This window comes from Oscillibacter sp. KLE 1745, assembly GCF_000469445.2.
Taxonomy (GTDB): Bacteria; Bacillota; Clostridia; order Oscillospirales; family Oscillospiraceae; genus Oscillibacter; species Oscillibacter welbionis.
The window spans coordinates 1-21,636 of the sequence record NZ_KI271712.1; the positions used below are offsets into that span (position 1 = coordinate 1).

The 21,636-nt window shown below is 60.0% G+C and carries 29 protein-coding genes; 20 read left to right on the forward strand and 9 right to left on the reverse strand.

The window, feature by feature from the left end; all coding sequences use genetic code 11:
* The 7 genes from HMPREF1546_RS18730 to HMPREF1546_RS06210 form a co-directional block, all read right to left on the reverse strand.
* On the reverse strand, positions 1-651 hold a 651-nt coding region (locus HMPREF1546_RS18730), incomplete at its 3' end, for a GntR family transcriptional regulator (protein ID WP_021751781.1).
* 132 nt (positions 652-783) lie between these two features.
* The gene (locus HMPREF1546_RS06185; RefSeq protein WP_198145319.1) at positions 784-1,200 is read right to left on the reverse strand and encodes a C-GCAxxG-C-C family protein; all 417 of its coding nucleotides are present in this window, start codon (positions 1,198-1,200) and stop codon (positions 784-786) included.
* A 17-nt stretch (positions 1,201-1,217) separates the two neighbouring features.
* Entirely contained in the window at positions 1,218-1,697 is a 480-nt protein-coding gene (locus tag HMPREF1546_RS06190; protein WP_021747595.1) for a (2Fe-2S)-binding protein, read from the reverse strand.
* Positions 1,698-1,700: 3 nt separating this feature from the next.
* On the reverse strand, positions 1,701-2,564 hold the full coding sequence (locus HMPREF1546_RS06195; protein WP_021747596.1) for a xanthine dehydrogenase family protein subunit M: 864 nt from the start codon (positions 2,562-2,564) through the stop codon (positions 1,701-1,703).
* A complete protein-coding gene (locus HMPREF1546_RS06200; protein ID WP_021747597.1) occupies positions 2,548-4,926 on the reverse strand; it encodes a xanthine dehydrogenase family protein molybdopterin-binding subunit in 2,379 nt (792 codons plus the stop codon). Before HMPREF1546_RS06200 ends, HMPREF1546_RS06195 begins: the two co-directional genes overlap by 17 nt.
* A complete protein-coding gene (locus tag HMPREF1546_RS06205; RefSeq protein WP_051319965.1) occupies positions 4,923-5,588 on the reverse strand; it encodes a GntR family transcriptional regulator in 666 nt (221 codons plus the stop codon). The genes HMPREF1546_RS06200 and HMPREF1546_RS06205 overlap by 4 nt, the downstream gene beginning before the upstream one ends.
* 152 nt (positions 5,589-5,740) lie before the next feature.
* A complete protein-coding gene (locus HMPREF1546_RS06210) occupies positions 5,741-6,487 on the reverse strand; it encodes a PHP domain-containing protein (protein ID WP_083490969.1) in 747 nt (248 codons plus the stop codon).
* 386 nt (positions 6,488-6,873) lie between these two features.
* Here HMPREF1546_RS06210 and HMPREF1546_RS06215 point away from each other — a divergent pair, with 386 nt between their 5' ends.
* The 16 genes from HMPREF1546_RS06215 to HMPREF1546_RS06285 all read left to right on the forward strand — a co-directional run bounded on the left by HMPREF1546_RS06215 (position 6,874) and on the right by HMPREF1546_RS06285 (position 17,139).
* Positions 6,874-8,583: a PEP-utilizing enzyme gene (locus tag HMPREF1546_RS06215; protein ID WP_021747601.1), complete on the forward strand. Its 1,710-nt coding sequence runs from the start codon at positions 6,874-6,876 to the stop codon at positions 8,581-8,583.
* 106 nt (positions 8,584-8,689) lie between these two features.
* Positions 8,690-9,652: a PEP/pyruvate-binding domain-containing protein gene (locus HMPREF1546_RS06220; protein WP_021747602.1), complete on the forward strand. Its 963-nt coding sequence runs from the start codon at positions 8,690-8,692 to the stop codon at positions 9,650-9,652.
* Between the two features lie 45 nt (positions 9,653-9,697).
* Positions 9,698-10,609 carry a hypothetical protein gene (locus HMPREF1546_RS06225; protein ID WP_021747603.1) on the forward strand — a complete coding sequence of 304 codons (912 nt, stop codon included), beginning with the start codon at positions 9,698-9,700 and terminating at the stop codon, positions 10,607-10,609.
* A gap of 1 nt (position 10,610) precedes the next feature.
* A complete protein-coding gene (locus tag HMPREF1546_RS06230) occupies positions 10,611-11,243 on the forward strand; it encodes an adenylate kinase (RefSeq protein WP_021751782.1) in 633 nt (210 codons plus the stop codon).
* 4 nt (positions 11,244-11,247) lie between these two features.
* The gene (gene map, locus HMPREF1546_RS06235; protein WP_021749646.1) at positions 11,248-12,000 is read left to right on the forward strand and encodes a type I methionyl aminopeptidase; all 753 of its coding nucleotides are present in this window, start codon (positions 11,248-11,250) and stop codon (positions 11,998-12,000) included.
* 10 nt (positions 12,001-12,010) lie between these two features.
* A complete protein-coding gene (locus tag HMPREF1546_RS06240; RefSeq protein WP_021749645.1) occupies positions 12,011-12,295 on the forward strand; it encodes a KOW domain-containing RNA-binding protein in 285 nt (94 codons plus the stop codon).
* A 3-nt stretch (positions 12,296-12,298) separates the two neighbouring features.
* Positions 12,299-12,517 carry a translation initiation factor IF-1 gene (infA, locus tag HMPREF1546_RS06245; protein ID WP_025544561.1) on the forward strand — a complete coding sequence of 73 codons (219 nt, stop codon included), beginning with the start codon at positions 12,299-12,301 and terminating at the stop codon, positions 12,515-12,517.
* A gap of 52 nt (positions 12,518-12,569) precedes the next feature.
* Positions 12,570-12,683 carry a 50S ribosomal protein L36 gene (gene rpmJ / locus HMPREF1546_RS18185; RefSeq protein ID WP_014116882.1) on the forward strand — a complete coding sequence of 38 codons (114 nt, stop codon included), beginning with the start codon at positions 12,570-12,572 and terminating at the stop codon, positions 12,681-12,683.
* A gap of 26 nt (positions 12,684-12,709) precedes the next feature.
* Complete coding sequence (rpsM, locus tag HMPREF1546_RS06250; protein WP_021749643.1) at positions 12,710-13,075, forward strand: 30S ribosomal protein S13; 366 nt, start codon at positions 12,710-12,712, stop codon at positions 13,073-13,075.
* A gap of 15 nt (positions 13,076-13,090) precedes the next feature.
* Complete coding sequence (gene rpsK / locus HMPREF1546_RS06255; RefSeq protein WP_021749642.1) at positions 13,091-13,498, forward strand: 30S ribosomal protein S11; 408 nt, start codon at positions 13,091-13,093, stop codon at positions 13,496-13,498.
* 23 nt (positions 13,499-13,521) lie between these two features.
* On the forward strand, positions 13,522-14,124 hold the full coding sequence (gene rpsD, locus HMPREF1546_RS06260; protein WP_021749641.1) for a 30S ribosomal protein S4: 603 nt from the start codon (positions 13,522-13,524) through the stop codon (positions 14,122-14,124).
* Between the two features lie 89 nt (positions 14,125-14,213).
* Entirely contained in the window at positions 14,214-15,167 is a 954-nt protein-coding gene (locus tag HMPREF1546_RS06265; protein WP_021749640.1) for a DNA-directed RNA polymerase subunit alpha, read from the forward strand.
* 58 nt (positions 15,168-15,225) lie between these two features.
* On the forward strand, positions 15,226-15,570 hold the full coding sequence (gene rplQ / locus HMPREF1546_RS06270) for a 50S ribosomal protein L17 (RefSeq protein WP_021749639.1): 345 nt from the start codon (positions 15,226-15,228) through the stop codon (positions 15,568-15,570).
* A 96-nt stretch (positions 15,571-15,666) separates the two neighbouring features.
* The gene (locus tag HMPREF1546_RS06275) at positions 15,667-15,957 is read left to right on the forward strand and encodes a hypothetical protein (protein ID WP_021749638.1); all 291 of its coding nucleotides are present in this window, start codon (positions 15,667-15,669) and stop codon (positions 15,955-15,957) included.
* A gap of 33 nt (positions 15,958-15,990) precedes the next feature.
* The gene (locus HMPREF1546_RS06280) at positions 15,991-16,269 is read left to right on the forward strand and encodes a hypothetical protein (RefSeq protein ID WP_021749637.1); all 279 of its coding nucleotides are present in this window, start codon (positions 15,991-15,993) and stop codon (positions 16,267-16,269) included.
* 159 nt (positions 16,270-16,428) lie between these two features.
* A complete protein-coding gene (locus tag HMPREF1546_RS06285; RefSeq protein WP_021749636.1) occupies positions 16,429-17,139 on the forward strand; it encodes a polysaccharide deacetylase family protein in 711 nt (236 codons plus the stop codon).
* Between the two features lie 45 nt (positions 17,140-17,184).
* Here HMPREF1546_RS06285 and secG read toward each other — a convergent pair whose 3' ends face one another.
* Positions 17,185-17,427 carry a preprotein translocase subunit SecG gene (gene secG, locus HMPREF1546_RS06290; RefSeq protein ID WP_021749635.1) on the reverse strand — a complete coding sequence of 81 codons (243 nt, stop codon included), beginning with the start codon at positions 17,425-17,427 and terminating at the stop codon, positions 17,185-17,187.
* A 239-nt stretch (positions 17,428-17,666) separates the two neighbouring features.
* On the opposite strand from secG, the gene lexA reads away from it, so the two are divergent.
* Positions 17,667-18,257 carry a transcriptional repressor LexA gene (gene lexA / locus HMPREF1546_RS06295; protein ID WP_021749633.1) on the forward strand — a complete coding sequence of 197 codons (591 nt, stop codon included), beginning with the start codon at positions 17,667-17,669 and terminating at the stop codon, positions 18,255-18,257.
* A gap of 74 nt (positions 18,258-18,331) precedes the next feature.
* Here lexA and sigK read toward each other — a convergent pair whose 3' ends face one another.
* Entirely contained in the window at positions 18,332-19,063 is a 732-nt protein-coding gene (sigK, locus tag HMPREF1546_RS06300) for an RNA polymerase sporulation sigma factor SigK (protein ID WP_021749632.1), read from the reverse strand.
* 117 nt (positions 19,064-19,180) lie between these two features.
* Here sigK and HMPREF1546_RS06305 point away from each other — a divergent pair, with 117 nt between their 5' ends.
* The 3 genes from HMPREF1546_RS06305 to HMPREF1546_RS06315 all read left to right on the forward strand — a co-directional run.
* Positions 19,181-19,447 carry a GIY-YIG nuclease family protein gene (locus HMPREF1546_RS06305; protein ID WP_021749631.1) on the forward strand — a complete coding sequence of 89 codons (267 nt, stop codon included), beginning with the start codon at positions 19,181-19,183 and terminating at the stop codon, positions 19,445-19,447.
* A 126-nt stretch (positions 19,448-19,573) separates the two neighbouring features.
* Positions 19,574-20,932: a VCBS repeat-containing protein gene (locus tag HMPREF1546_RS06310; protein WP_021749630.1), complete on the forward strand. Its 1,359-nt coding sequence runs from the start codon at positions 19,574-19,576 to the stop codon at positions 20,930-20,932.
* Positions 20,933-20,957: 25 nt separating this feature from the next.
* On the forward strand, positions 20,958-21,636 hold a 679-nt coding region (locus HMPREF1546_RS06315), incomplete at its 3' end, for a response regulator transcription factor (protein WP_021751783.1).

Below are 21,636 nucleotides of genomic sequence, written 5' to 3' on the forward strand. Positions count from 1 at the left end.
GGCAAAGTGCTGGCTGACCTCTTCTCCAAAGCCCTTGATGTGCAGATACATATACGCCCCGGCGCTGTGGGCCTGCCGGGCCTCTAAATAGCGGAAGATCGTCCAGTGCTGTTGAATCATTTCCTCCAGCGAGGATTTCGTAATGGCAGCCGCGATATAGGTCCACTCTGCCATCCGCAACATGGACCACGCCCGCTTGAGGGCGGCGCTCTCAGCTGCGTCCATCACCAAGTTGTGGAATTCCATATCCTGATGAACAAACCGGTCCAAATCCCGTTTGGCGTCCATCTCCTGAAGGAGTCGTTTCATCTCCGCCAGCTGATCCTCCGTGGCCCTGTCTGCCGCACGTTGGGCAGCATATTCCTCCACGACGGCACGGGTCTGATAGATATCCTCAATCTCCTTCGGCCCCAGAGCCCGCACAAAATGGCCTGAGTACGGCCGTTCTTCCAGCATCCCCAAGGCGACCATCTCCAGGATAGCCTCCCGCACCGGTGCCTGGGAGACATTCATCTCCCGGGCCAGCTGCGTCTCCACAATTCGGTCCCCAGGACGGTACACGCCCGCTGCGATCTGTTTTTGGATATAATCCTTGATATTGGTCCGTAAGGTCTCCTTCGCGGGCTTTCGTCTAGCCTCTTTCTCTTTCATGGATATCCCTTCTCATCTCACCAAATCCGTGAACATTTCTGGCGTTATTTTTACTTACAATATCGATTTTGGGCGAATTTGTCAAGTGCGGCGCTGAAAACACCGCGGCAGTTGTACTGCCGCGGTGTTTTCTTATGCCAGCGATGCCCGTCCAAGGATGTCCTGCGCCAGCTCCACTGCTTTTTCTACAAACGCGGTGCAGCTGCGATACATCCCCTCAGATTTCAGGGCGTGTTCCTTTACATAGACCGCCTGGAGCTCCCGACAGGTCAGGCTGCCGAAGGTCTCCTCAAACCGCCGAAGGAACTCCCGGACCGCGGCCGCGGACGGCTCCCGGGACTGTCCTGGCTCTGTCCGGCCAGTGGCCCAGCCGATGGCCGCCACCGCAGCCACCACAGCGCCGCAGGTGGTTCCCCGCTGCATCCCGCCACCAAAGCCGGTCATCATCCGCACAACCTCCGGAGGTGGGGCGATGACCCCGTCCTCAATGAGGCACCGCAGGGTGGATTCCGCGCAGTTGAGGCCGCCCTTGTAGAAATACCGTGCCACATCCACCGCCATAGCGCTCAGGCCTTTCCGTTGATACGCTCCGCCGCCAGCTGGATGGCGTCCGCGATGCGGGCGTAGCCGGTGCACCGACAGATATTGCCCTCCATCTCCTTGCGGATTTGCTCCCGGGTGGGATGGGGGTACAGGTTCAGCAGCGCGATGCCAGAAAGGAGCATCCCCGGCGTGCAGTAGCCACACTGGACAGCCCCCACCTCCAGGAACGCCTCCTGCAGGGGATGCAGGCGGCCGTCCCGGGCCAGGCCCTCCACGGTCAAAACGTGCTTGCCGTCCAGTTCTGCCACCAGCACCAGGCAGGAATTCATAGGGTGGCCGTCCACCAGCACGGTGCAGGCGCCGCACTCTCCCTCATCGCATCCCTCCTTGGTGCCGGTCAGGTGCAGCTCCTCCCGCAGGAATTGGAGCAGGGTCATGTTCACAGGCACCGTGCGGATGTATGCCTCATCATTGACGGTCACATGAATGGTGATCTGTTGCATCTCTCACGCCTCCTTTGCCACGGCTGCGGCCTGCCGCAGGGCCTGGGCCGTCAACTCTTCCAGCAGCGCCAGGCGGAATTCCGCGCTGGAGCGCCAGCTGGACCGGGGATGGCTCTCCTGCAGCACGGCCTTGCCCGCTGCCAGGAAGGTCCCCTCCACAGCGGGTCTGCCCGTCAGGAGCCGCTCCGTTTCAAAGGCCCGAATAGGCGTGGGTGCGGCGGTAGTCAGGGCGATCCGCACAGTTTTCAGGGTGTCGCCTGTCAGCTCCACATAGGTAGAGACGCCCAGCAGCGCCAGATCCATGGCGTCCCGGCGAGTGTACTTGATGTAAAAACTGCCGGAGTGGGCGGGCGGCGCAGGAATCCGGATACGGGCCAGCAGCTCATCCGGCCGCAAATCCAGCTTTTTCAAGCCCAGGTAGAAATTGTGGAGGGGGATCTCCCGCTCTCCAGCAGGGCCAGCAGCCACTACCCGGGCATCGTGGACCAGCATGGGGCCGATGCTGTCCGCCGAGGGCGCGCCGTTGCAGATGTTGCCCCCCAGCGTCCCCCGGGTGCGGATCTGGACAGAGCCCACCCGGGAGCAGCCCTCGAACATGGCCCGATAGTGCTTCTTGATCACATCCCACAGCTCGATCTCCCGATGGGTGGTCAGGGAGCCCAGATCCAGCCCCTGTGCCTCGTCAAAGGTATGTCCCTGCAGGGTGGGAATGTTCTTGATGTCCACCACCTTGCCGGAGCGGTCCTTTCCCCCGTGCATATTGACAAACACATCCGTGCCGCCGGCCACCACCTCGGCGCCCTCCGCTTTCAGGCGGCAGGCCTCCTCCATGGTGTCCGGCATATAGAGTTCAAACTTCGGAAGCATGGCCGCGCTCCTTTCTGAACAAAATGTGTTCCGGCTTGATGGGGATGGAGGTGAAATCCGTGCGGCAAGCGTGGCACACCGCGTTCACGATGGCCGCAGCCGTGGGCGCCAGGCCCGGCTCGCCGATGCCCTTGACGCCGTATGGGCCCTCCGGATGGGCCTGCTCCACCAGGGTGATCTTCATCTCCACGTCGGAGTCCATGAAGGTGGGGACCTTGTAGTCCACCATGTTGCCGTTGCGGAGCTTGCCGTCCTCGTAGATCATCTCCTCCATCAGCGCGTGGCCCAGTCCCATGATGATGGAGCCCTCGATCTGCTGGAGGCAGCCGGTGGGGTTGATGGCCTTGCCCACATCGTGGGCGGCCCCCACCTTCTTCACGTGGACCCGGCCCGTCTTGGGGTTCACCGCCACGACAGCGGCCTGGGCGCCGTGCATCCACATGACCGTGGGCCGCTTGGACTGCCGGCCGTCCACCGGCGGGGGATCGAAGATGTCAGAGGTGCCATACCGGCCTACCGCCACCACCGGCGGCTGCTCGTGGAGGATACCGGAAGTCCCCACATCGTTGATGTGGATGCGCTGTTCCGGTCGGGACCGACCCTGGATATAGCCGTCGGCGGTGTAGGTTACATCCTCCGGTGCCACGCCGAACTTGATGGCCGCCAAGCGGCACAGCTGTTTTTTGATGTCCTCGCAGGCCTCCAGCACCGCATTGCCGGAGTGGAAGGTGGAGCGAGAGGACGTGGTGGTCTTATCATAGGGAGTAATGGCGGTATCCACCGGTGCCATGGAGATCTTCTCCAGAGCCATACCCAGGGTTTCCGCCGCAATCTGGGGCAGTGTGGTGGTGACGCCCTGGCCCATCTCTGTGCTGGCGGACATGATGTACAGGGAGCCGTTCTCGTTCATCTTCACCAGAACCGAGGTGGTGGAGGGGGTACCGGTGAGCTTGTTGAAGCAGGCGATGCCCTTACCGCAGAGGTTTCCCTCCTCGTCCGTCCAGCGGTCCGGCAGATCCTTCCAGCCGATGTTGGCTGCGGCGGTCTCCAGACACTCCTTCACCGCCATGGTCTGCATGATCTCGCCGGTGATGCCTACATCTCCGTTTTGCAGCACGTTTTTCAGGCGCAGCTCCAGGGGATCTATCCCCAACTTCTCGGCGATCCGGTCCATCTGCCGCTCGTGGGCAGTGGCCACCTCCGTGACGCCAAAGCCACGATAGGCGGTTCCCAGGGTCTTATTGGTCATGTATACATAGGCATCCACCTGGGCGTTAGGGATCTTGTAGGGGCCGTTGGCGGCAAAGCCTGCGTTGTAGTCCACCCGGGGATTGGTGGTGACATAGGCGCCGGCATCCCACTGAATCTCCACCTTTTGGGCAGTGAGTGTACCGTCCCGCTTCACGCCGGTCTTCATGTGGATGTGGACCGGGGAGCGGCACACAGTTGCGGCAAATTCTTCGTCCCGGCCGTAGGTCAGCTTCACCGGACGGCCCTTGGCCTTCAGGGAGAGGGCCACAGCAATGGGCTCGCACTTGGCTTCATACTTGCCGCCGAAGCCACCGCCGATCTCCGTGACCGTAAGGCGCACCTTCTCCATGGGCACATGAAAGGTCTTGGCGATCAACCCCCGGTTGCTGAAGGGGGACTGAGCGGGCACCCAGATGTGGATCTCCCCAGAGATGGGATCCGCCTGCGCGGTGGCAGTATGGGTTTCAATGGTGGTGTGCTGCAGCATCCCGCAGGTGAAGTCGCTCTCCACGATCTCGTCCGCCTGGGCGAAGCCAGCCTCCACATCTCCCTTTTTCAGGTGGTACTGGTCCCCGATGTTGGTGCCCTGCACCGGGAAGCAGGCACTGGAGCAGTCGTACTGGCTCCAGTCCTCATGGACCAGCACCTCATTTTTCATAGAGGTCTCCAGGTCATTGACCACTGGTAACTGCTCATACTCCACCTGGATCAGCCTTGCGGCCTCCCGTGCGATTTCCTGGGTGTCAGCCGCCACGGCGGCCACCGGCTCCCCCTGGTAGCGGACCTTCTCCCGGGCCACGATGGGCTGGTCCGCAATGAAGGAGCCGAACAGCGTGGGGCAGTCCGCGCCGGTGATCACTGCCCGGACGCCGGACAGCGCGGCGGCCTCCTGCGTGTTAATCTGTAAAATGCGGGCGTGGGGATAAGGACTGCGGGCTACTGCGGCATACAGCTGCCCGGGCAAATCCACATCCGAGCCATACTGGGCAGTGCCGGTGACCTTGGCGATGCCGCCCTTTCGGATCTGTGTATGGCCGATGACCCGCTCTTCTCCTGTGGTATCCTTCCGGTTAATCACCAGACGGTCCCAGTCACGGCCTTCCTGCATCATGAAAGTCTCCTCTCCTCTCTTTCCTGCGGAACGGCCTCCGCCTGTTCCGTCTCTGTCACATAGCGTTTCAGTTCCTCTCCAAAGTGTTTGATATGCAAAAACATATAGGCGCCCGCCTCCTGCTCCGCATGGCTGCGCAGAGTGCGGAAAATCTGCCAGTGCTGTTCCGCCAGTTCCGGCAACGACTCCTGGGTTACTGCCACTGACACGCTGGTCCACTCCACCAGGCGCAGATTGTCCCACGCCCGCTTCAGGGATGGACTGTCAGCGGCGTCCACGATCATGCCGTGAAACGCGATGTCCATCTCTGCAAAGGAGGCATCATCCTCGGCCTGATCCATCTTTTTCAGCAGGACCTCCATGGCGTCCAGCTGCTCCTGCGTGGCTAGACGGGCCGCCTGGCGGGCCGCATACTCGTCCAAAAAGGCCCGGGTATTGTAGATGTCTTCAATGTCGCTTGCCTTCAGGTGGCGGACGAAGGTGCCGGAATAGGGCCGTTCCTCCACCAGGCCCATGGCAGCCAGCTCCAGCAGAGCCTCCCGCACCGGCGCCTGGGAAACATTCATCTCCCGGGCCAGCTGGGTCTCCACAATCCGATCTCCCGGCCGGTACACGCCCTGGGCGATCTGTCTCTGGATGTACGTCCGGATCTCCCGCCGCATGGTGCTCTTCCTCTGTCCTGCAGGCATGGCTCCGCCCCCCTCTTTCTCCCTATCCTTCTATAAAATCGATTTTTATTATTTTAATAATCGATTATTATTTTGTTTTATTGTATCCCGCTTTGAGGAATTTGTCAATGGATTTGACGGTTCCCTCATCTGCCGCCGATGCGGGCTTCCCGCTCCCGCAGATAGGCTTCAAAGGTCTCCTGCCGTAGGTTCACGATGAGCTGTTGTGGGAACTCCAGCTCGTCCAGCAGCGCCATGATCGGCGCCACATTGCCCACCATGGTGTCGAAATGGGCATCACTGGCCACGCAGACCCGCTGGCTGTGGGCCTTGCAGCACAGGATGTATTGCTTTAAAGAGGGTAGGCTGCCGGGCCGGTGGGCCGTGGTGGAGTTGTTGTTCAACTCCAGCAGCTTTCCCTGGTGCTGAGCCTCCTGCACAATGGCCTCAAAGTCACAGGGGACGCTGGGGTCATCCGCATGGCCGATGATGTCCACATAGGGATTCTTCAAAATCTCCAAATAGGTGGCGGTGTTGGCTGCTCGATCCATCTTCTCCGGGAACATGTGGGAGTGAATGCTGGCAATGACAAATTCGCACAGCTTCAGATACTCCTCTGGAATGTCCAAGTGGTTCTGATGGTCGAGGATATTGACCTCGATCCCCTGATACACCCGGATCCCCTCCACCTCCTGAGGCAGCATCCGCTGGCTGTGTGGAATAAAGGAAGGCGCGCCGCCCTCTATCCCCGACGCATGCTCGGTCAAACACAGGCCTTTCATGCCCCGCCCTCTTGCGGCACAGCAGTTTTCCCGCAGAGTGGACCAAGCGTGTCCGGATAGGATCGTATGGGTGTGGGTGTCCACTTCCAGAGTCATTTCTCTTAATTGCATAAAATTTAACGCCCCTTTTTGTTAAGTATTTTGACAAGAATCTGACGGTTTTTCCTTGACTTTTTTGGGGGTTCTGATTAAAATGAGCCTATGATAAATAATCGATTATTTAATTTTTCGAACATATATGTTATCTCTTTTCTATTTCGCAGCATATCATCTTTTTAAAGATAAATCAACTTTTTTGTTAATTAATCTGTGAATTAAACAAAAATATTTTAATTTTTACAAATTCTATTCTTAATTTATTTTTAAGCAAATATAATCGATTAAAATTATCGGTCCATGTCCTGCCGTCGCGGCAGCATTGATAGAGATCCAAGGCGCGCGATCCTCGATTATCCAGTTCCAAAAACAGTCTAAATCAGACAGAAGGAGAAATCATCATGAGTGATACTTCCAAGGTTCTCGCAACAAAATTCACCGACGACCGCTTCCCCATCGAGTGGAAGGACGAGGGCGAGAAGAGCCTGATGTGGTTCTACGATGACTTGCACTGCCCGAACCCCATCTCCCCACTATATTTCGACATTGGCGGCTGGTGGGACTGCGATGGCCGCTGGGGTGCCGACTGTACTTATATGTATCAGCGGTTCGGTGCCCCCATCGGCAAGGCCTGGATCGCCAAGAAGATCGGCGGCTATGTTTACTCTGCCGTAGTGCCCCCGGAGACGGACGCCGACAAGGTGGGGCCCATGTTCGACTACTACACCAAGGTCATGCCCATCTACGCAGACACCTTTATGGACCGTTGGAAGAAGGAGTACGTGCCCCGCCTCCAGCAGATGCAGAACGCCATTCTAGACTTCGACTTTGAGCACAAGTCCCTGCCGGAGATCATGATCCACATGGAAGATATGCTGGATATGAAGTCCGAAGCCTTCCGAATCCACTGGATCATCAACCTGGCCCAGTTCCAGGCCTCTACGGACTTCACCAACGCCGCCAAGGCAGCCGGCGCCGACGATGTGCTGATCGGCAAGATTAATGTCTCCCCCGCCGACCGCAACTGGGACTCCCTGAAGGCCCTGTGGGAGATGAAGGAGGAGATCTGCCGTGTCCCTGCTCTGAAGGAGCTGTTCCTCTCCGCAGCAGACAGCGCCGCAATCAAGGAGAAGGCCGCCAGCGTCCCCGGCAGTGAGACGTTCCTGGAGATGATGGACGCTTACCGCAAGGAGTACGGCTTCAAGGCCATGTACACCCACGAGTTCATCTACAAAACCTGGTATGAGGATCCCACCCCTGCCTATGAGGCGGTGCGCGGCTATGTAGCCAGCGACTATGACTTCAACGCCGAGTACAAGGCCTGCATGGATTCCCAGCAGGCGGCCATCCAGGATCTGTACGCCAAGGTCAGCGATCCCGAGCAGTTGGCCCAGCTAAAGCACTATCTGGAGCTGTCCGTGAAGATGGCACCCATCACGCCGGACCACCACTTCTACATCGACCAGGGCATCTACTCCCGGCTGCGGGTAGCCTTTGTCCAGATTGGCAAGGCCCTGGTCCGGGCCGGCATCCTGGACGATCCCGAGGACATCTTCATGCTGAAGTACGATGAGATCCGCTGCACCGCCACTTCCAACTACCCTGTCCGGGAACTGGTCAAGAGCCGCCGGGCCGAGATGGACGCCGCCCGCAAGCTCCATCCCCAGGAGTGGTACGGCACTGCCACCGAGTGGTCGGTTTATCAGGAGCCCTACAAGTCCCTGTGGGGCTATCCCCAGAAGTTCGAAGCCGAGATGAAGGAAAAGGCCGAGAAAACCGAGATCAGCAAGACGGTCCTCAAGGGCATCCCTGGCTGTCCCGGCGTCCAGGAGGGCATCGCCCATCTGGTGTCCGATCCCTCTGAGCTGGATACTGTCAAAGAGGGCGAAATTCTGGTGTGCAAGATGACCAACCCCGCTTGGGTGGTTTCTTTCTCCAAGATCTCCGCGCTGGTCACCGACACCGGCGGCGCTCTGTCCCACCCCGCCGTGGTGGCCCGGGAGTTCGGCGTCCCCTGTGTGGTAGGCACCCGCCGCGCCACCCAGCTGATCAAGACCGGCGATAAAATCCGCGTAGACGGCTCCATCGGCGTAGTGGAAGTTCTCAGCTGAGGAGCTGCAACACGGCTGCGGCGCTGAATACAGCGCCGCAGCCGGTTTCCCTGAACAAGACGCCCGCCATCCGGCGGGAATTGGAACAGAAAGGAAGTCCTGCATCATGAGTCCATATTTGGCATGGTTTGACGAAATCCCCGACGAGGAACTGGCCCACGCCGCCGGAGGCAAGGGCGCCAGCCTCTGCCGTATGTCCCGGGCCGGGCTGCCGGTGCCCAAGGGGTTCATCGTCCGCTCAGAGATGTTCAACGCATTCATGGAGGCCAACGGCCTCTGGGACTATGTCTTTGAAAAGCTGGACACCATCGACTTCTCCAGCGACGCATCTTTGATCTCCGTCGCGGCCGAGATCCGGGAGCGCATCATCAGCTCCCCCGTTCCCCAGGAAATGGCCGAGGACATCATCCGGTTCTACAGCCAGATTGGCGACTCCCGCCAGCCGGTGGCCGTCCGCTCCAGCGGTACCGCCGAGGATCTGGACGACGCCAGCTTTGCCGGGCAGCAGGAGACCTTCCTGTTCGTCATCGGCAATGACGACGTGGTGAAGTACATCAAGGAGTGCTGGGCCTCCCTGTACAACGACCGGGCCATCTTCTACCGCCGCGAAAAGCACTTTGACGAGCGGAACATCTCCATCGCGGTGGTGGTTCAGTGCATGGTCAGTGCCCAGAAGGCTGGCGTGATGTTCACCTCCAACCCCATCACCAACGACTATGACACCGTGGTGCTGGAGGCCGCCTGGGGCCTGGGCGAGGCCATCGTCTCTGGCATTGTCACCCCGGACAATCTGTGGATCAACAAGCACACCGGGGAGGTCACCACGGAGTACATCTCTGAAAAGGAGACCATGGTGGTCCGCCTCAACGAGCGGGGCGGCACGAAGGAGATCCCGGTGCCCGAGGACCAGCGGGAGGCCCCCGTGCTGACAGATGACGAGCGCAACCAACTGGTGACCCTGGCCAACAGGATCGAGGCCTTCTACAAAAAGCCCGAGGATATCGAGTGGGCCATCGTAGACGGGCAGGTGTATCTGCTCCAGTCCCGGCCTATCACCACCATGAAGTGATCCCCTACTAAACTGACACCCAATTTTCAGAACAGGAGAGACGATATGAGCACATTTTCCGAACAGATTAGCAGCAACAAGGCCGTAATCCGCTTTGATGTGGTGGGCGGTCCGGAGCGCACTGCAGTGGCGGAGGACATGTCCTTCCTCAACTACCGCCTGGGCTCTGTGGAGGTCTCCCACGAGGTCACCAAGGAACAGCCCGATATCATCTGGTACTATGACGAGGCAGTGAAGTCCATCCGCTACGAGAACGAACAGCTGATCCTCACCAGCTTCTGGGAAGAAGGTGAGCTGAACAAGATCATGGTCACCATGCTGGCCAACCAGATGGATAAGGAGGGGCTACACCCCTTCCACTCCTCCAGCGTGGTCTACAGGGGCCACGGCATCCTGCTGGTGGGCGGTGAGAACAACCACGGTAAGTCCATGACCCAGCTGGAGGGCTGCCGCCGGGGCGCCTCCATCTTCTCCACGGAGACCACGGTCATGGACCACGAGACCGGCATCGCCCTGTACGGCTCCAAGAACATCTACGTCCGCAAGCGGGCCAAGGGCACCGAGCGTTCTGACCTGGCGGACCAGGACGAGGGCGTGAAGATGTTCTTCGGCGACGAACCGGAGATGCCCATGTGCTACGAGCCAACCAACATGGACCTGGCTATCATGCCCTGCATCGACGGCTGGTTCAAGACCGAGGTCAAGCCCATGGGCCAGTTCGAAGCCGCCTATCAGAGCTATCACTCCATGATGAACTTCTTCGGCCTGAACCAGCTGCTGTGCGGCAAGCACGGCCTGGTAATGCCCATCGTGGACACCGATGAGCGCCGGCAGGACCGGGGCGCCTTCTGCGCCAAGTACGCCGCCGGGCGGCCCTACTTCATGATCCGCGCCAAGTCTCCCCAGCTGGTCTTTGACGAGATCGACAAGCTGATGGAGCAACTCCACTTGAACTGAGATGAAGCTGATTTTGTTGGGCGCCCCCGGCGCCGGTAAGGGAACACAGGCAGAAATCCTGTGCAGAGAACTGAGCATTCCCACCATTTCCACAGGCAACATCCTCCGGGCGGCTATCAAGAACGGCACGCCCACCGGCCTGAAGGCCAAGTCCTATATGGACGCCGGCCAGCTGGTGCCGGACGACGTCATCATCGGCATCGTCACGGAGCGGCTGGCAGAGGATGACTGCAAGAACGGCTATATCCTGGACGGGGTGCCCCGCACCATCGCCCAGGCCGCGGCTCTGGAAAAGGCCGGGATCACATTTGACGACGTGATCTCTATTGAGATCTCTGACGAGACCATCATGGAGCGGATGAGCGGCCGCCGTGTCTGCGAATCCTGCGGGGCCAGCTACCACATGGTAGCTGTGCCCCCCAAGCAGGAGGGCGTGTGCGACAAGTGCGGCGGTAAGCTGGTCCAGCGGAAAGATGATGCCCCCGAGACCGTCAAGGCGCGGCTCGAGGTCTATCATAAGGAGACCGAGCCGCTGAGGGACTTCTATGCCCAGCGGGGACTCCTGAAGCCTGTGGAGAATCAACCCTCTGTGGAAGAGACCTCCCGGGCCATCCTCCACGCACTGGGGAGATGAGCGTATGATTACACTCAAATCCCCCCATGAGATCGAATTGATGCGCCGGGCCGGAAAAATTACCGCGGCTGCCCGTGCTTATGCAGGGGAATTGGTAAAGCCCGGCGTCACAACCCATGAGATCGACCGTGCAGTGGAGCATTTCATTCGCAAGCAAGGCGCAGTCCCCTCCTTCCTGCATTACAACGGCTATCCGGCCAGCGCCTGCATCAGCGTCAATGACGAGATCATCCACGGAATTCCCGGACCCCGGGTCCTCCAGGAGGGCGATATCGTCAGTGTGGATGTGGGAGCGTACATTGGAGGGTTCCACGGCGACTGTGCGGCCACCTTCCCCTGCGGCAGGATCTCCCCGGAGGCGCAGGATCTGATCGACGTGACCAGACAGAGCTTTTTTGAGGGGATCAAGTTCGCCAAGGAGGGCTACCGGCTGTTCGATATCTCGGCAGCCATCCAGCAGTACGTGGAGAGTCACGGCTACTCCATCGTCCGGGAATACGTCGGCCACGGTGTCGGCGCCCAGATGCACGAGTCGCCGGAGATCCCCAATTACGGCCATCCCGGCCGGGGGCCCAGGCTCCTCCGCGGCATGACGCTTGCAATCGAACCCATGGTGAACGCCGGTTCGGCGGCCATCCAGCAGATGAGCGACGGCTGGACCGTCAAGACGCTGGACGGCAAATGGGCGGCCCACTATGAAAATTCCATTCTGATCACGGACGGCGAGCCTGAGATCCTGACGGCCCCCGCCATCTGAGAGGAAACGCATGGAAATTGCAGCATCCAACATCGTAAGATCCGTTGCCGGCCGGGACCAGGGAAAGCTCTTCATCGTTCTCGCGGTGGAGGGGGAGTACCTGCTGCTGGCGGACGGGAAATCCAGGAAGGTGGAGTCGCCCAAACGCAAAAAGCGCAGACACGTGCTGTTTGTAGCGGCGGACGAGAACCGGCTTTCTGAAAAGATCAGAGGCGAAGCCAGGATCACCAACAGCGAGCTTCGCAAAACCCTTGCGGCTTACCGCGAGGAGGTTTATCCGGACCAGGAGGGATAACGTTTGGCAAAATCCGACATGATTGAAGTGGAGGGTGTCGTGGTGGAAGCCCTGCCCAACACAACGTTCCAGGTAGACATTGGAAATGGACACAAGATTTTGGCACATATTTCCGGAAAACTCAGAATGAATTTCATCAGGATTCTGCCCGGCGACAAGGTGACGGTGGAGATGTCCCCGTATGACCTGACCCGCGGCCGGATCACCTGGCGCAGTAAGTAAGCGCCACTTGAGCTGAAAAGACACAAACCGCTGAAAGGAATGGTTAAAAACTATGAAAGTAAGACCGTCCGTGAAGCCCATGTGCGAGAAGTGCAAGGTCATTCGCCGCAAAGGCCGTGTCATGGTCATTTGCGAGAACCCCAAGCATAAGCAGAGACAGGGCTAACATTTAATTGGAGGTGCTTTGAGAGTATGGCACGTATTGCCGGTATTGACCTGCCGAAGGATAAGCGTATCGAGATCGGCCTCACTTATATCTACGGCATTGGCAGAAAGAGCGCCAAGGACATCCTGGCGCAGACAGGCGTCAACCCCGACACCCGCGTGAAGGATCTGTCCGACGCCGACGAGCAGAAGCTGCGCGACGCCATCGACAGCTATACCGTTGAGGGCGACCTGCGCCGCCAGACCGCTCTGGACATCAAGCGGCTGACCGAGATCGGCTGCTATCGCGGCATTCGCCACCGCAAGGGTCTGCCCGTGCGCGGCCAGCGCAGCAAGACCAATGCGCGGACCCGCAAAGGTCCCAAGAAGACCATTGCCAACAAGAAGAAGTAAGGAGGGAGAACCAAGATGGCAACTGCAAAGGCATCCGCCGGCAAGAAGGTCATTCGCCGCCGGCGTGAACGGAAGAACATTGAGCGGGGCCAGGTCCATATCCGCTCTTCGTTCAACAACACCATGGTAACTGTTACCGATACACAGGGCAACGCGATCTCCTGGGCTTCCTCCGGCGGCCTCGGTTTCCGCGGCAGCAAGAAGTCCACCCCCTTCGCGGCACAGACCGCGGCTGAGACGGCCGCCCGCGCCGCTATGGAGCATGGCCTGAAGACCGTCGAGGTCTTCGTCAAGGGCCCCGGCCAGGGCCGTGAGGCCGCGATCCGGGCGCTGCAGGCCGTGGGCCTGGAAGTGACCATGATCAAGGACGTCACGCCCATCCCCCACAATGGCTGCCGCCCCCCCAAGCGCCGCCGTGTCTGATTTGAAGAGGAGGTAACAAGCAAATGGCTAAGAATATGCAGCCGATCGCGAAGCGCTGCAAGGCTCTGGGCATTTCTCCTGCCGTGATGGGCTATGCGAAGAAGGAGACCAATCGCAACCCCGGCGGCCAGATGAGAAAGAAGAAGAGCGAATATGGCATCCAGCTGAATGAGAAGCAGAAGGTCAAGTTCATCTATGGCATTCTGGAGAAGCAGTTCCACGCCTATTACGAGGCGGCCGCCAAGACCCCCGGCAAGACCGGCGACAACCTGCTGATCGCTGTGGAGCGCCGTCTGGACAACGTGGTATACCGCATGGGCTTCGCCATGACCCGCCGTCAGGCCCGTCAGCTGGTGAGCCACGCCCACTTCACCGTCAACGGCCGGAAGGTCGACATTCCCTCCTATCAGGTCAAGGCCGGCGATGTGATCGAGGTTGCCGAGTCCAGCCGCTCCTCTGAGATCTTCAAGCGCCTGCTGGGCCAGGATGCCCCCGTGTTCCTGATCCCCGCCTGGATGGAGCGTGAGAAGAACGCCCTGAAGGGCACCGTGACCCGTCTGCCCGCCCGGGAGGACATCGACGTTCCCGTCGAGGAGCACCTCATCGTTGAGTTGTACTCCAAGTAAGCGGAGGATACCCTCAATAATGATAGGAACTGCCGGCGGCGCGCAATCATGCGTGCTCGCAACAAGAAGATGAAGGAGGGTACTACTGCATGATCGAAATTGAAAAGCCCCAGATTGAGTGCATCGAGACGCCGGGGGACGCCACATACGGCAAGTATGTGGTGGAACCGCTGGAGCGCGGCTACGGCACCACTTTGGGCAATGCGCTTCGCCGCATTATGCTTTCCTCTCTGCCCGGCACGGCCCCGACCACCATCAAGATCGCCGGCGTGCAGCATGAGTTCTCCACCATCCCAGGTGTCAAGGAAGACGTGACGGAGATCGTCCTGAATGTGAAGGGCCTGCTCACCAAGCTCCACTGCGAGACGGTGAAGACGGTCTACATCGAGGCGGTGGGCCCCTGCGAGGTCAAGGCCGGCGATATCAAGGCCGACGGCGAGGTGGAGGTCCTGAATCCCGACATGCACATTGCCACGCTGGATAACGGCGCGACGCTGAACATGGAGATCACCCTGTCCCACGGACGCGGCTATGTGCCTGCGGACCGCAACAAGCCGCAGCAGAACGTGATCGGCGTCATCGCCGTGGACTCCATCTACACCCCCGTGTATAAGGTCAACTACACCGTGGAGCCCACCCGCGTGGGTGCCTCCAGCGACTTCGACAAGCTGACGCTGGAGGTCTGGACCGACGGGACCATCTCTGCCCGGGACGCCGTGTCCTTGGGTGCGAAGATCCTGTGCGACCACTTTACGCTGTTCACCGACCTCTCTGAGAACGTGGGCAGCAAGCCCACTGTGGTGGAGAAGGCGGAGGCCCAGCGGGACAAGGTGCTGGAGCTGACCATTGAAGAGCTGGATCTCTCCGTCCGCAGCTTCAACTGCCTCAAGCGTGCCAACATCAACACCGTGGAGGATTTGATTTCCAAGACGGAGGACGAGATGATGAAGGTCCGCAACCTGGGCCGCAAGTCCCTGGAAGAGGTCATCAACAAGCTGGCGATGATGGGACTCCATCTGGCCGACGAAGATAACAACAACTGATTCCAATGCCGGCGGACGTTCCCCGGCTGACCAAAATCCTGATAAGGAGGAAACCGAAATGCCCGGAACTCGGAAACTTGGCAAGCCCACTGACCAGCGCATGGCGATGCTGCGTCAGCAGGTGACGGATTTCCTGGACAACGGCAAGATGGAGACCACTCTTGCCCGCGCCAAGGAGATCAAGCCTCTGGCTGAGAAGATGATTACCCTCGGCAAGAAGAGCGACCTGGCCGCTTATCGGCAGGCTATGAGCTTCATCACCCGCGAGGATGTCTGCAAGAAGCTGTTCAAGGAGATCGCTCCCAGCTATGCAGAGCGCAACGGCGGCTACACCCGCGTGATCCGCACCGGCGTGCGCCGCGGAGATGCCGCGGAGACCGCTATCATCGAGCTGGTGAAGTAAGAACCCGCAATCAAAAAAGCCCTTTGTCATGGGAACCTAGGACCTGTGACAAAGGGCTTTTGATTGTTCTTGTGGACCTGAAGGAGATGTGATACAATGGAAGCGAAGGGGGAGATCTCTATGCGCATGGTTCACTGTGAGGACTGCGGAAAGCGGTATGACTACGATGTGGATGGCTTCTGCCCCCGGTGCGGGGCCTTCAACCAGCCTGTCTGGGTCCGGAGTGGCGGGACCGCCGCGGCCGCTGAGTCCCCTGCGGCACAGCAGAAGCGGACAGGGAGGCTCCAGCGGGAACTGGGAGAAAATCTCCGTCAGGCAGAGATGGCCATGGGCCGGCTGCTGAAGGAGCAGTCCCACGGTCGACGGCTGCCCGGCGGGGACTTGTGAGCGCCCGGCAGCAGAGCAAAGGAGGGAACATCTGTGAAGAAGATTTCCTGCGCTTCGTGCGGCAAACGGTATGATTGCGATGCAGACGGCTTCTGCCCCCGGTGCGGGGCCTTCAATCAGCCTGCAGGGGACGGAGACGCGCCGCAGCTCGAGAAGAAACCGGAATTTCAGCAGAGGGAGAAGCCCGCAGCACGCGGGCGAAAGAGAGCCCATTCAGCTGCCAAGGAGGGGGGACTGCTTCTGGGACTGGAAGTGGTGTCAGATCTGGCAGTGGACCTGGTGGGAGATGCCATTTCTGACCTGTTCTCCTGACCGTCTATGCAGAGCACCGAACGGAATATGAGATGAAGGAAGCGGGCGGGGCCCGCTTCCTTTTTTCGCGTTATGAAAAAACAGGAGAAAATTTTAACGGGTGTAAATTTTCAGCTGCCGCGCAAACTACCGCTGCATGAATGAGGAGGTGTGGGCGCGATGTGGAGAGGTCGCCTGTTTTTTCTGTGCCTTGCCCTGGCACTGCTGTCCGGCTGCGCGCCGGGCGGCCCTGTGGCGGAGGCTGGGGCAGATGCCCAGCTCCCGGCGGACAAGCTGATCGCCATTACATTTGACGACGGCCCACGCCGGAATACTACCGAGCGGCTACTGGACGGCCTGCAGGAGCGGGGGGCAAGCGCCACCTTTTTCCTGATTGGCAAGCAGATCGAAGGCAATGAGGACCTGGTCCGGCGGATGCAGGCAGAGGGCCATCAGGTGGGCAGCCACACCTGGAACCATGTACGGCTTCAGGGGGTCTCCCGGGAGACGCTGCAGCGGGAGGTAGGCCGTACAGAGGAGACGCTGGAAGCGTTGCTGGGAGGGGGGCCATATTGGCTCCGCCCGCCATACGGGGCCGTGGATGCGGCGGACCGGGAGCTGCTGCAGGTGCCCATGATAAAGTGGTCCATCGATCCCAGGGACTGGGAAAAGCTCAATACAGCCCAGGTGAAGGCGGCGGTCCTGGAAAATGCGGCCCCCAATCAGATCATCCTGCTCCATGATATCTACGATACCTCTGTGGACGCGGCACTGGAGATTGTAGATACGCTTCAAGGGGAAGGCTACCGCTTCGTGACGGTGCAGGAACTGCTGGAAGCCAACGGTATCCAACCGGAGGCCGGTGTGCTGTACTGCTCCGGCGACACATAAAAAAGCGCCCGGTGTGCCAGCACACCGGGCGCTTTCAGCGCGAAATCAGCCCTGCAGGATCAGCAGGACCAGCGTCAGGATCAGGAAGATGGCCCCAACCCATTTGGTGGCGCGGGCCAGCTTGGCGTCCAGAGTCTTGGCCTTGTTGCGGGACAGGAAGGAGTCGGCCACACCGCCGATGGCACCGGAGAGGCCGGCGCTCTTGCCGGACTGGAAGAGCACGATGACAATGACTGCCAGACCGCAGAGAAGCTGCAGGATCGTGATGACGAGCGTTAAAGCGTCCATACAGGATAACCTCCAAAACTTTCAGCCATGCAGCGCATGGATCATGATTTCACAGATGTTAATGATACCATAGTTTTCTCTGTATTTCAAGGGGATTTTGCAAAAAAGCAGACAAATCAAAGCTATGCGGAAGCGTACGGACAGACGACAAAAAAGTTTGAAAATGATGGAACAAATGTTTGCTTTTCCTACGGCGTTGTGGTATAATACAGCCAGAAATCCAGCGGAGGTGGACACGTATGCGGGAGCTCTCAAAGATGCAGCAGAAAATCTACGAGTACATTGCCGCCTGTATCCGGGAGCAGGGCTACCCCCCCTCGGTGCGGGAGATCGGGGAGGCCGTGGGGCTGAAGTCACCCTCCACAGTCCATTTTCACCTCAAACGGCTTGAGGAGGCAGGCGTCATTGAAAAGGGCGCCGGCAAGGGCCGCGCCATCACGCTGCGGGAATCTCCTAAGCCTGAAAATCAGGTCCCAGTGGTGGGCAATGTGGCGGCCGGCAGCCCCATTCTGGCGGAGGAGTGTATCGAGGACTATTTGACCTTCGATACCGCCGGTCGGCCCGGGGAGTATTTTGCCCTGCGGGTCCGGGGCGAGTCCATGCTGAACGCAGGCATCCTGCCCGGCGACCTGGTGGTGGTTCACAGCCAGCCCACTGCGCAGCACGGTGAGATTGTGGTGGCTCTGATCGATGACGAGGCGACGGTCAAGCGCCTGTCTCTGAAAAGCGGTCAGGTATGGCTGCTGCCGGAGAATGAGGCATATTCCCCCATTGACGGCACCTATGCCCAGATATTGGGCAAGGTGGCCGCCGTGGTGCGGCGCTATTGAAAGGCGCGGAAGCGCGCAAAGAAAGGGCGTGATGGAAATTTTCCATCACGCCCTCTGTTTTCCAAATCCGGCGGTCACGTCCCGGAGGAATGGGGCCTCCGCCGGACCAGCTGGGGCGCAGGGCCGTCCTGCAGCTCCTGGCGCAGCTTTTCCAGCGCCCGCTTTTCGATGCGGGATACATAGGACCGGGAAATCCCGAAGGAGGCGGCAATTTCCCTCTGGGTCAGGGGGATGGTGCCGCCCAGCCCGTACCGCAGGCGAATGATCTCCGCCTCCCGGGTGGTCAGACGCTCCCGGATGATCTGGTGGAGCCGGAGCGCGCTGTCCCGGTCGTGGATATCGTCCAGCATGGTGTCATCCACGCCCACCACATCCATCAGCTGGAGGGCATTGCCCTCCTTGTCTGTCTCAATGGAATCCGACAGAGAGACTTCTCCCTGGAGCTTTTTCTGGCTGCGGAAGTACATGAGAATTTCGTTTTCAATGCAGCGGGCGGCGTAGGTGGCCAGGCGGGCGCCCTTCTCCGGGTCGAAGCTGGAGATGCCCTTGATGAGGCCGATGGTGCCGATGGAGATCAGGTCCTCCTGATCGGCGCTCTGGGTATAGTATTTCTTGATGATGTGGGCCACCAGGCGCAGGTTCCGCTCGATGAGTACATCCCGGGCCTCCTGATCTCCCTGGGCGTAGCGGCGGAGATATTCCCGCTCCTCTGCGGCGGACAGCGGCTTTGGAAACGACCCGCCGCCGGACAGGCGGAGTGAGAAGAGCAGCGTGTTGGCGAAGAGCAGCAGTGCGGCAGACAACATAGAATCCCTCCCTGTACCATCATTCCTATGCCGGGCAGGGAAGTCCCCATGCGGAAAGCCCTTTGACGGGGCGGCGGGCTGTGGTATACTGGTCTCATCGGACAGAGGAGGGACGGTATGGGCTATCTGGTCTACATCCTGCGCTGCGGGGACGGCACACTGTACACAGGCTGCACCAACGACCTGCCCCGCCGCCTCCAGGCCCACCAAAGCGGGCGGGGCGCCAAGTACACCCGCAGCCGCCTGCCGGTGGAGCTGGTCTACCAGGAGGCGGTGCCGGACCGGTCTGCGGCCCTGCGGCGGGAGGCCGCCATCAAACGGCTGGATCGCAGGCGGAAGCTGGCCCTGATCGCGGCCTTCCGACCGGGGACGGCGGAAAAATGAACAGAACGTAAAATGCGGGAAAAATGCTGACAACCCCTACACATCAGGGAGAAAACGTGCTATCATATATAAGTTGAATTATGCGTTTTTCGGCGGGGGCAGCCCACCGGCAGAGAGGAGGAGGCCATGAGACAGCGAATACAGCGGATGCTGACGGCAGCGGTCGGCCTGCTTCTGCTTCTGTCCGCCAGCGGCTGCGGATTTTCCTTTTCCCCCACGGACCTGTACAGCCTGCCGCAGCTGCCGGAGGAGTACACGGAGCTGAACAGCTCACTCAACCAGCTGCTGGAGAGCGGGGCGGAGTACGCGGCCCCCGTCTCCGGCAGCAACATCCAGCCCGTGCAGCTGGAGGATCTGGACGGAGACGGCGAGGAGGAGGCGCTGGCCTTCTTCCGCAACTCCGCGGATGAGAAGCCCCTGAAGATCTATATTTTTACCGCCGGAAAGCAGGGATATGAGCAGGCTGCCGTCATTGAGGGCACCGGCACCAGCATTTACAGCATTGCCTACGAGGATCTGGACCAGGACGGCCGGAAGGAGCTGCTGGTGGGCTGGCGGGTCAATACGGACCTCCTGGCCCTCTCCGTCTACACCCTGCGGTCCGGGGAGCCGGAGGAGCTGGTGCAGGGCACCAGCTATGTGAAATATGCGGTCAACGATCTGAATCAGGATGGCCTGTGGGAGCTGGTGGTGCTCCGGGCCGATGAGGAGGGCAACGGCATTGCGGATTACTACTGCTGGCAGGAGGAAGAGTTCCAGCTGCGAACCTCCGCACGGATCACCAGCACCATGGCGGAGCTGAGCCAGCAGGGGCGTGTGAAGAGCGGTGTCCTGCAGGACGGTACGCCGGCCCTGTTCGTCACGGGGGTGGAGGAGTCGGCCTGGATGGTCACTGACATCCTGACCGTGAAAAATGGAGAACTGGTGAACATCCTGCTGTCCGACGTGACGGGGGTGTCTTCGGAGATCGCGCCCTTCAGTTCCCTGTACCCGGAGGATATCAACGGCGACGGTATCACAGAGGTCCCCCATCCCGAGCCGATCCCGGCCTGGGGAAACGTGGGTGAGGACCCCTGCCGGCGGATCGACTGGTATACCTATACCAGCGACGGCACCAAAGCGGCTGTGGTGAGCACCTACCACAGTGTGGAGGACGGCTGGTACCTGCGCCTGCCGGACGTGTGGAAGGATCAGATCCTCATTACCCGCACGGCCGGGACGGAGGAGGTCACGGTCACATTCTCCTACCGGGGAGACAGCGGGGAGCCGCCACAGGATGTCCTGCGGATCACCAAGCTCACAGGCTCCGGCCGCGAGGCCAGAGCCACCCGGGGCGGCCGGGTCATCCTGCGCCGTCTGCCGGAGATCATCTACACGGCCGAGCTTCTGGACGCAAATGGGAGCTGGGAATACGGCCTGACGGAAGACGAGGTGCGGGAGGCGTTCAGCCTGATCACCACGGAGTGGTCCGCCGGCGACAGCTGACAGAGAAGAAAGGACGGTATGCCGAATGAAAAAAGTAATGGTGCTGGAGGATGAGTCCAGCATCCGCAGCTTTATCGTCATCAACCTGCGCCGTGCCGGGTACGACGTCATTGAGGCGGAGACCGGCGAAGAGGCACTGGACAAGCTGAAGGAGAACCCCGATACCCGGGTGGCGCTGCTGGACATCATGCTGCCGGGGATCGACGGTTTTGAGGTCTGCCGCCGCATCCGGGCCACCAACACCAAAATCGGTATCATCATGCTCACCGCCCGTTCCCAGGAGATGGACAAGGTGACGGGACTGATGACCGGCGCCGACGACTATGTGACCAAGCCCTTCTCCCCGGCAGAGCTTACCGCCCGTGTGGACGCCCTGTTCCGCCGGGCCGGCGGAGAGGAGATCCCCCAGACCGGGGAGATTCGGCAGGATCCCTTCCTGCTGAACACCCGCAACCGGACGCTGGAGAAGAACGGCCAGCGAATCAAGCTGACCCAGGTGGAGTATTCCATCATGAAGGTGTTCATGGAAAATCCGGGCAAGGCCCTCTCCCGGGAGGAGATCCTGGATATGGTCTGGGGCCGGGACTACTTCGGTGAGCTGAAGATCGTGGATGTCAACATCCGCCGCCTGCGGCTGAAGATCGAGGACAACGTGCAGAATCCCACGTACATCACCACGGTGTGGGGATACGGATACAAGTGGG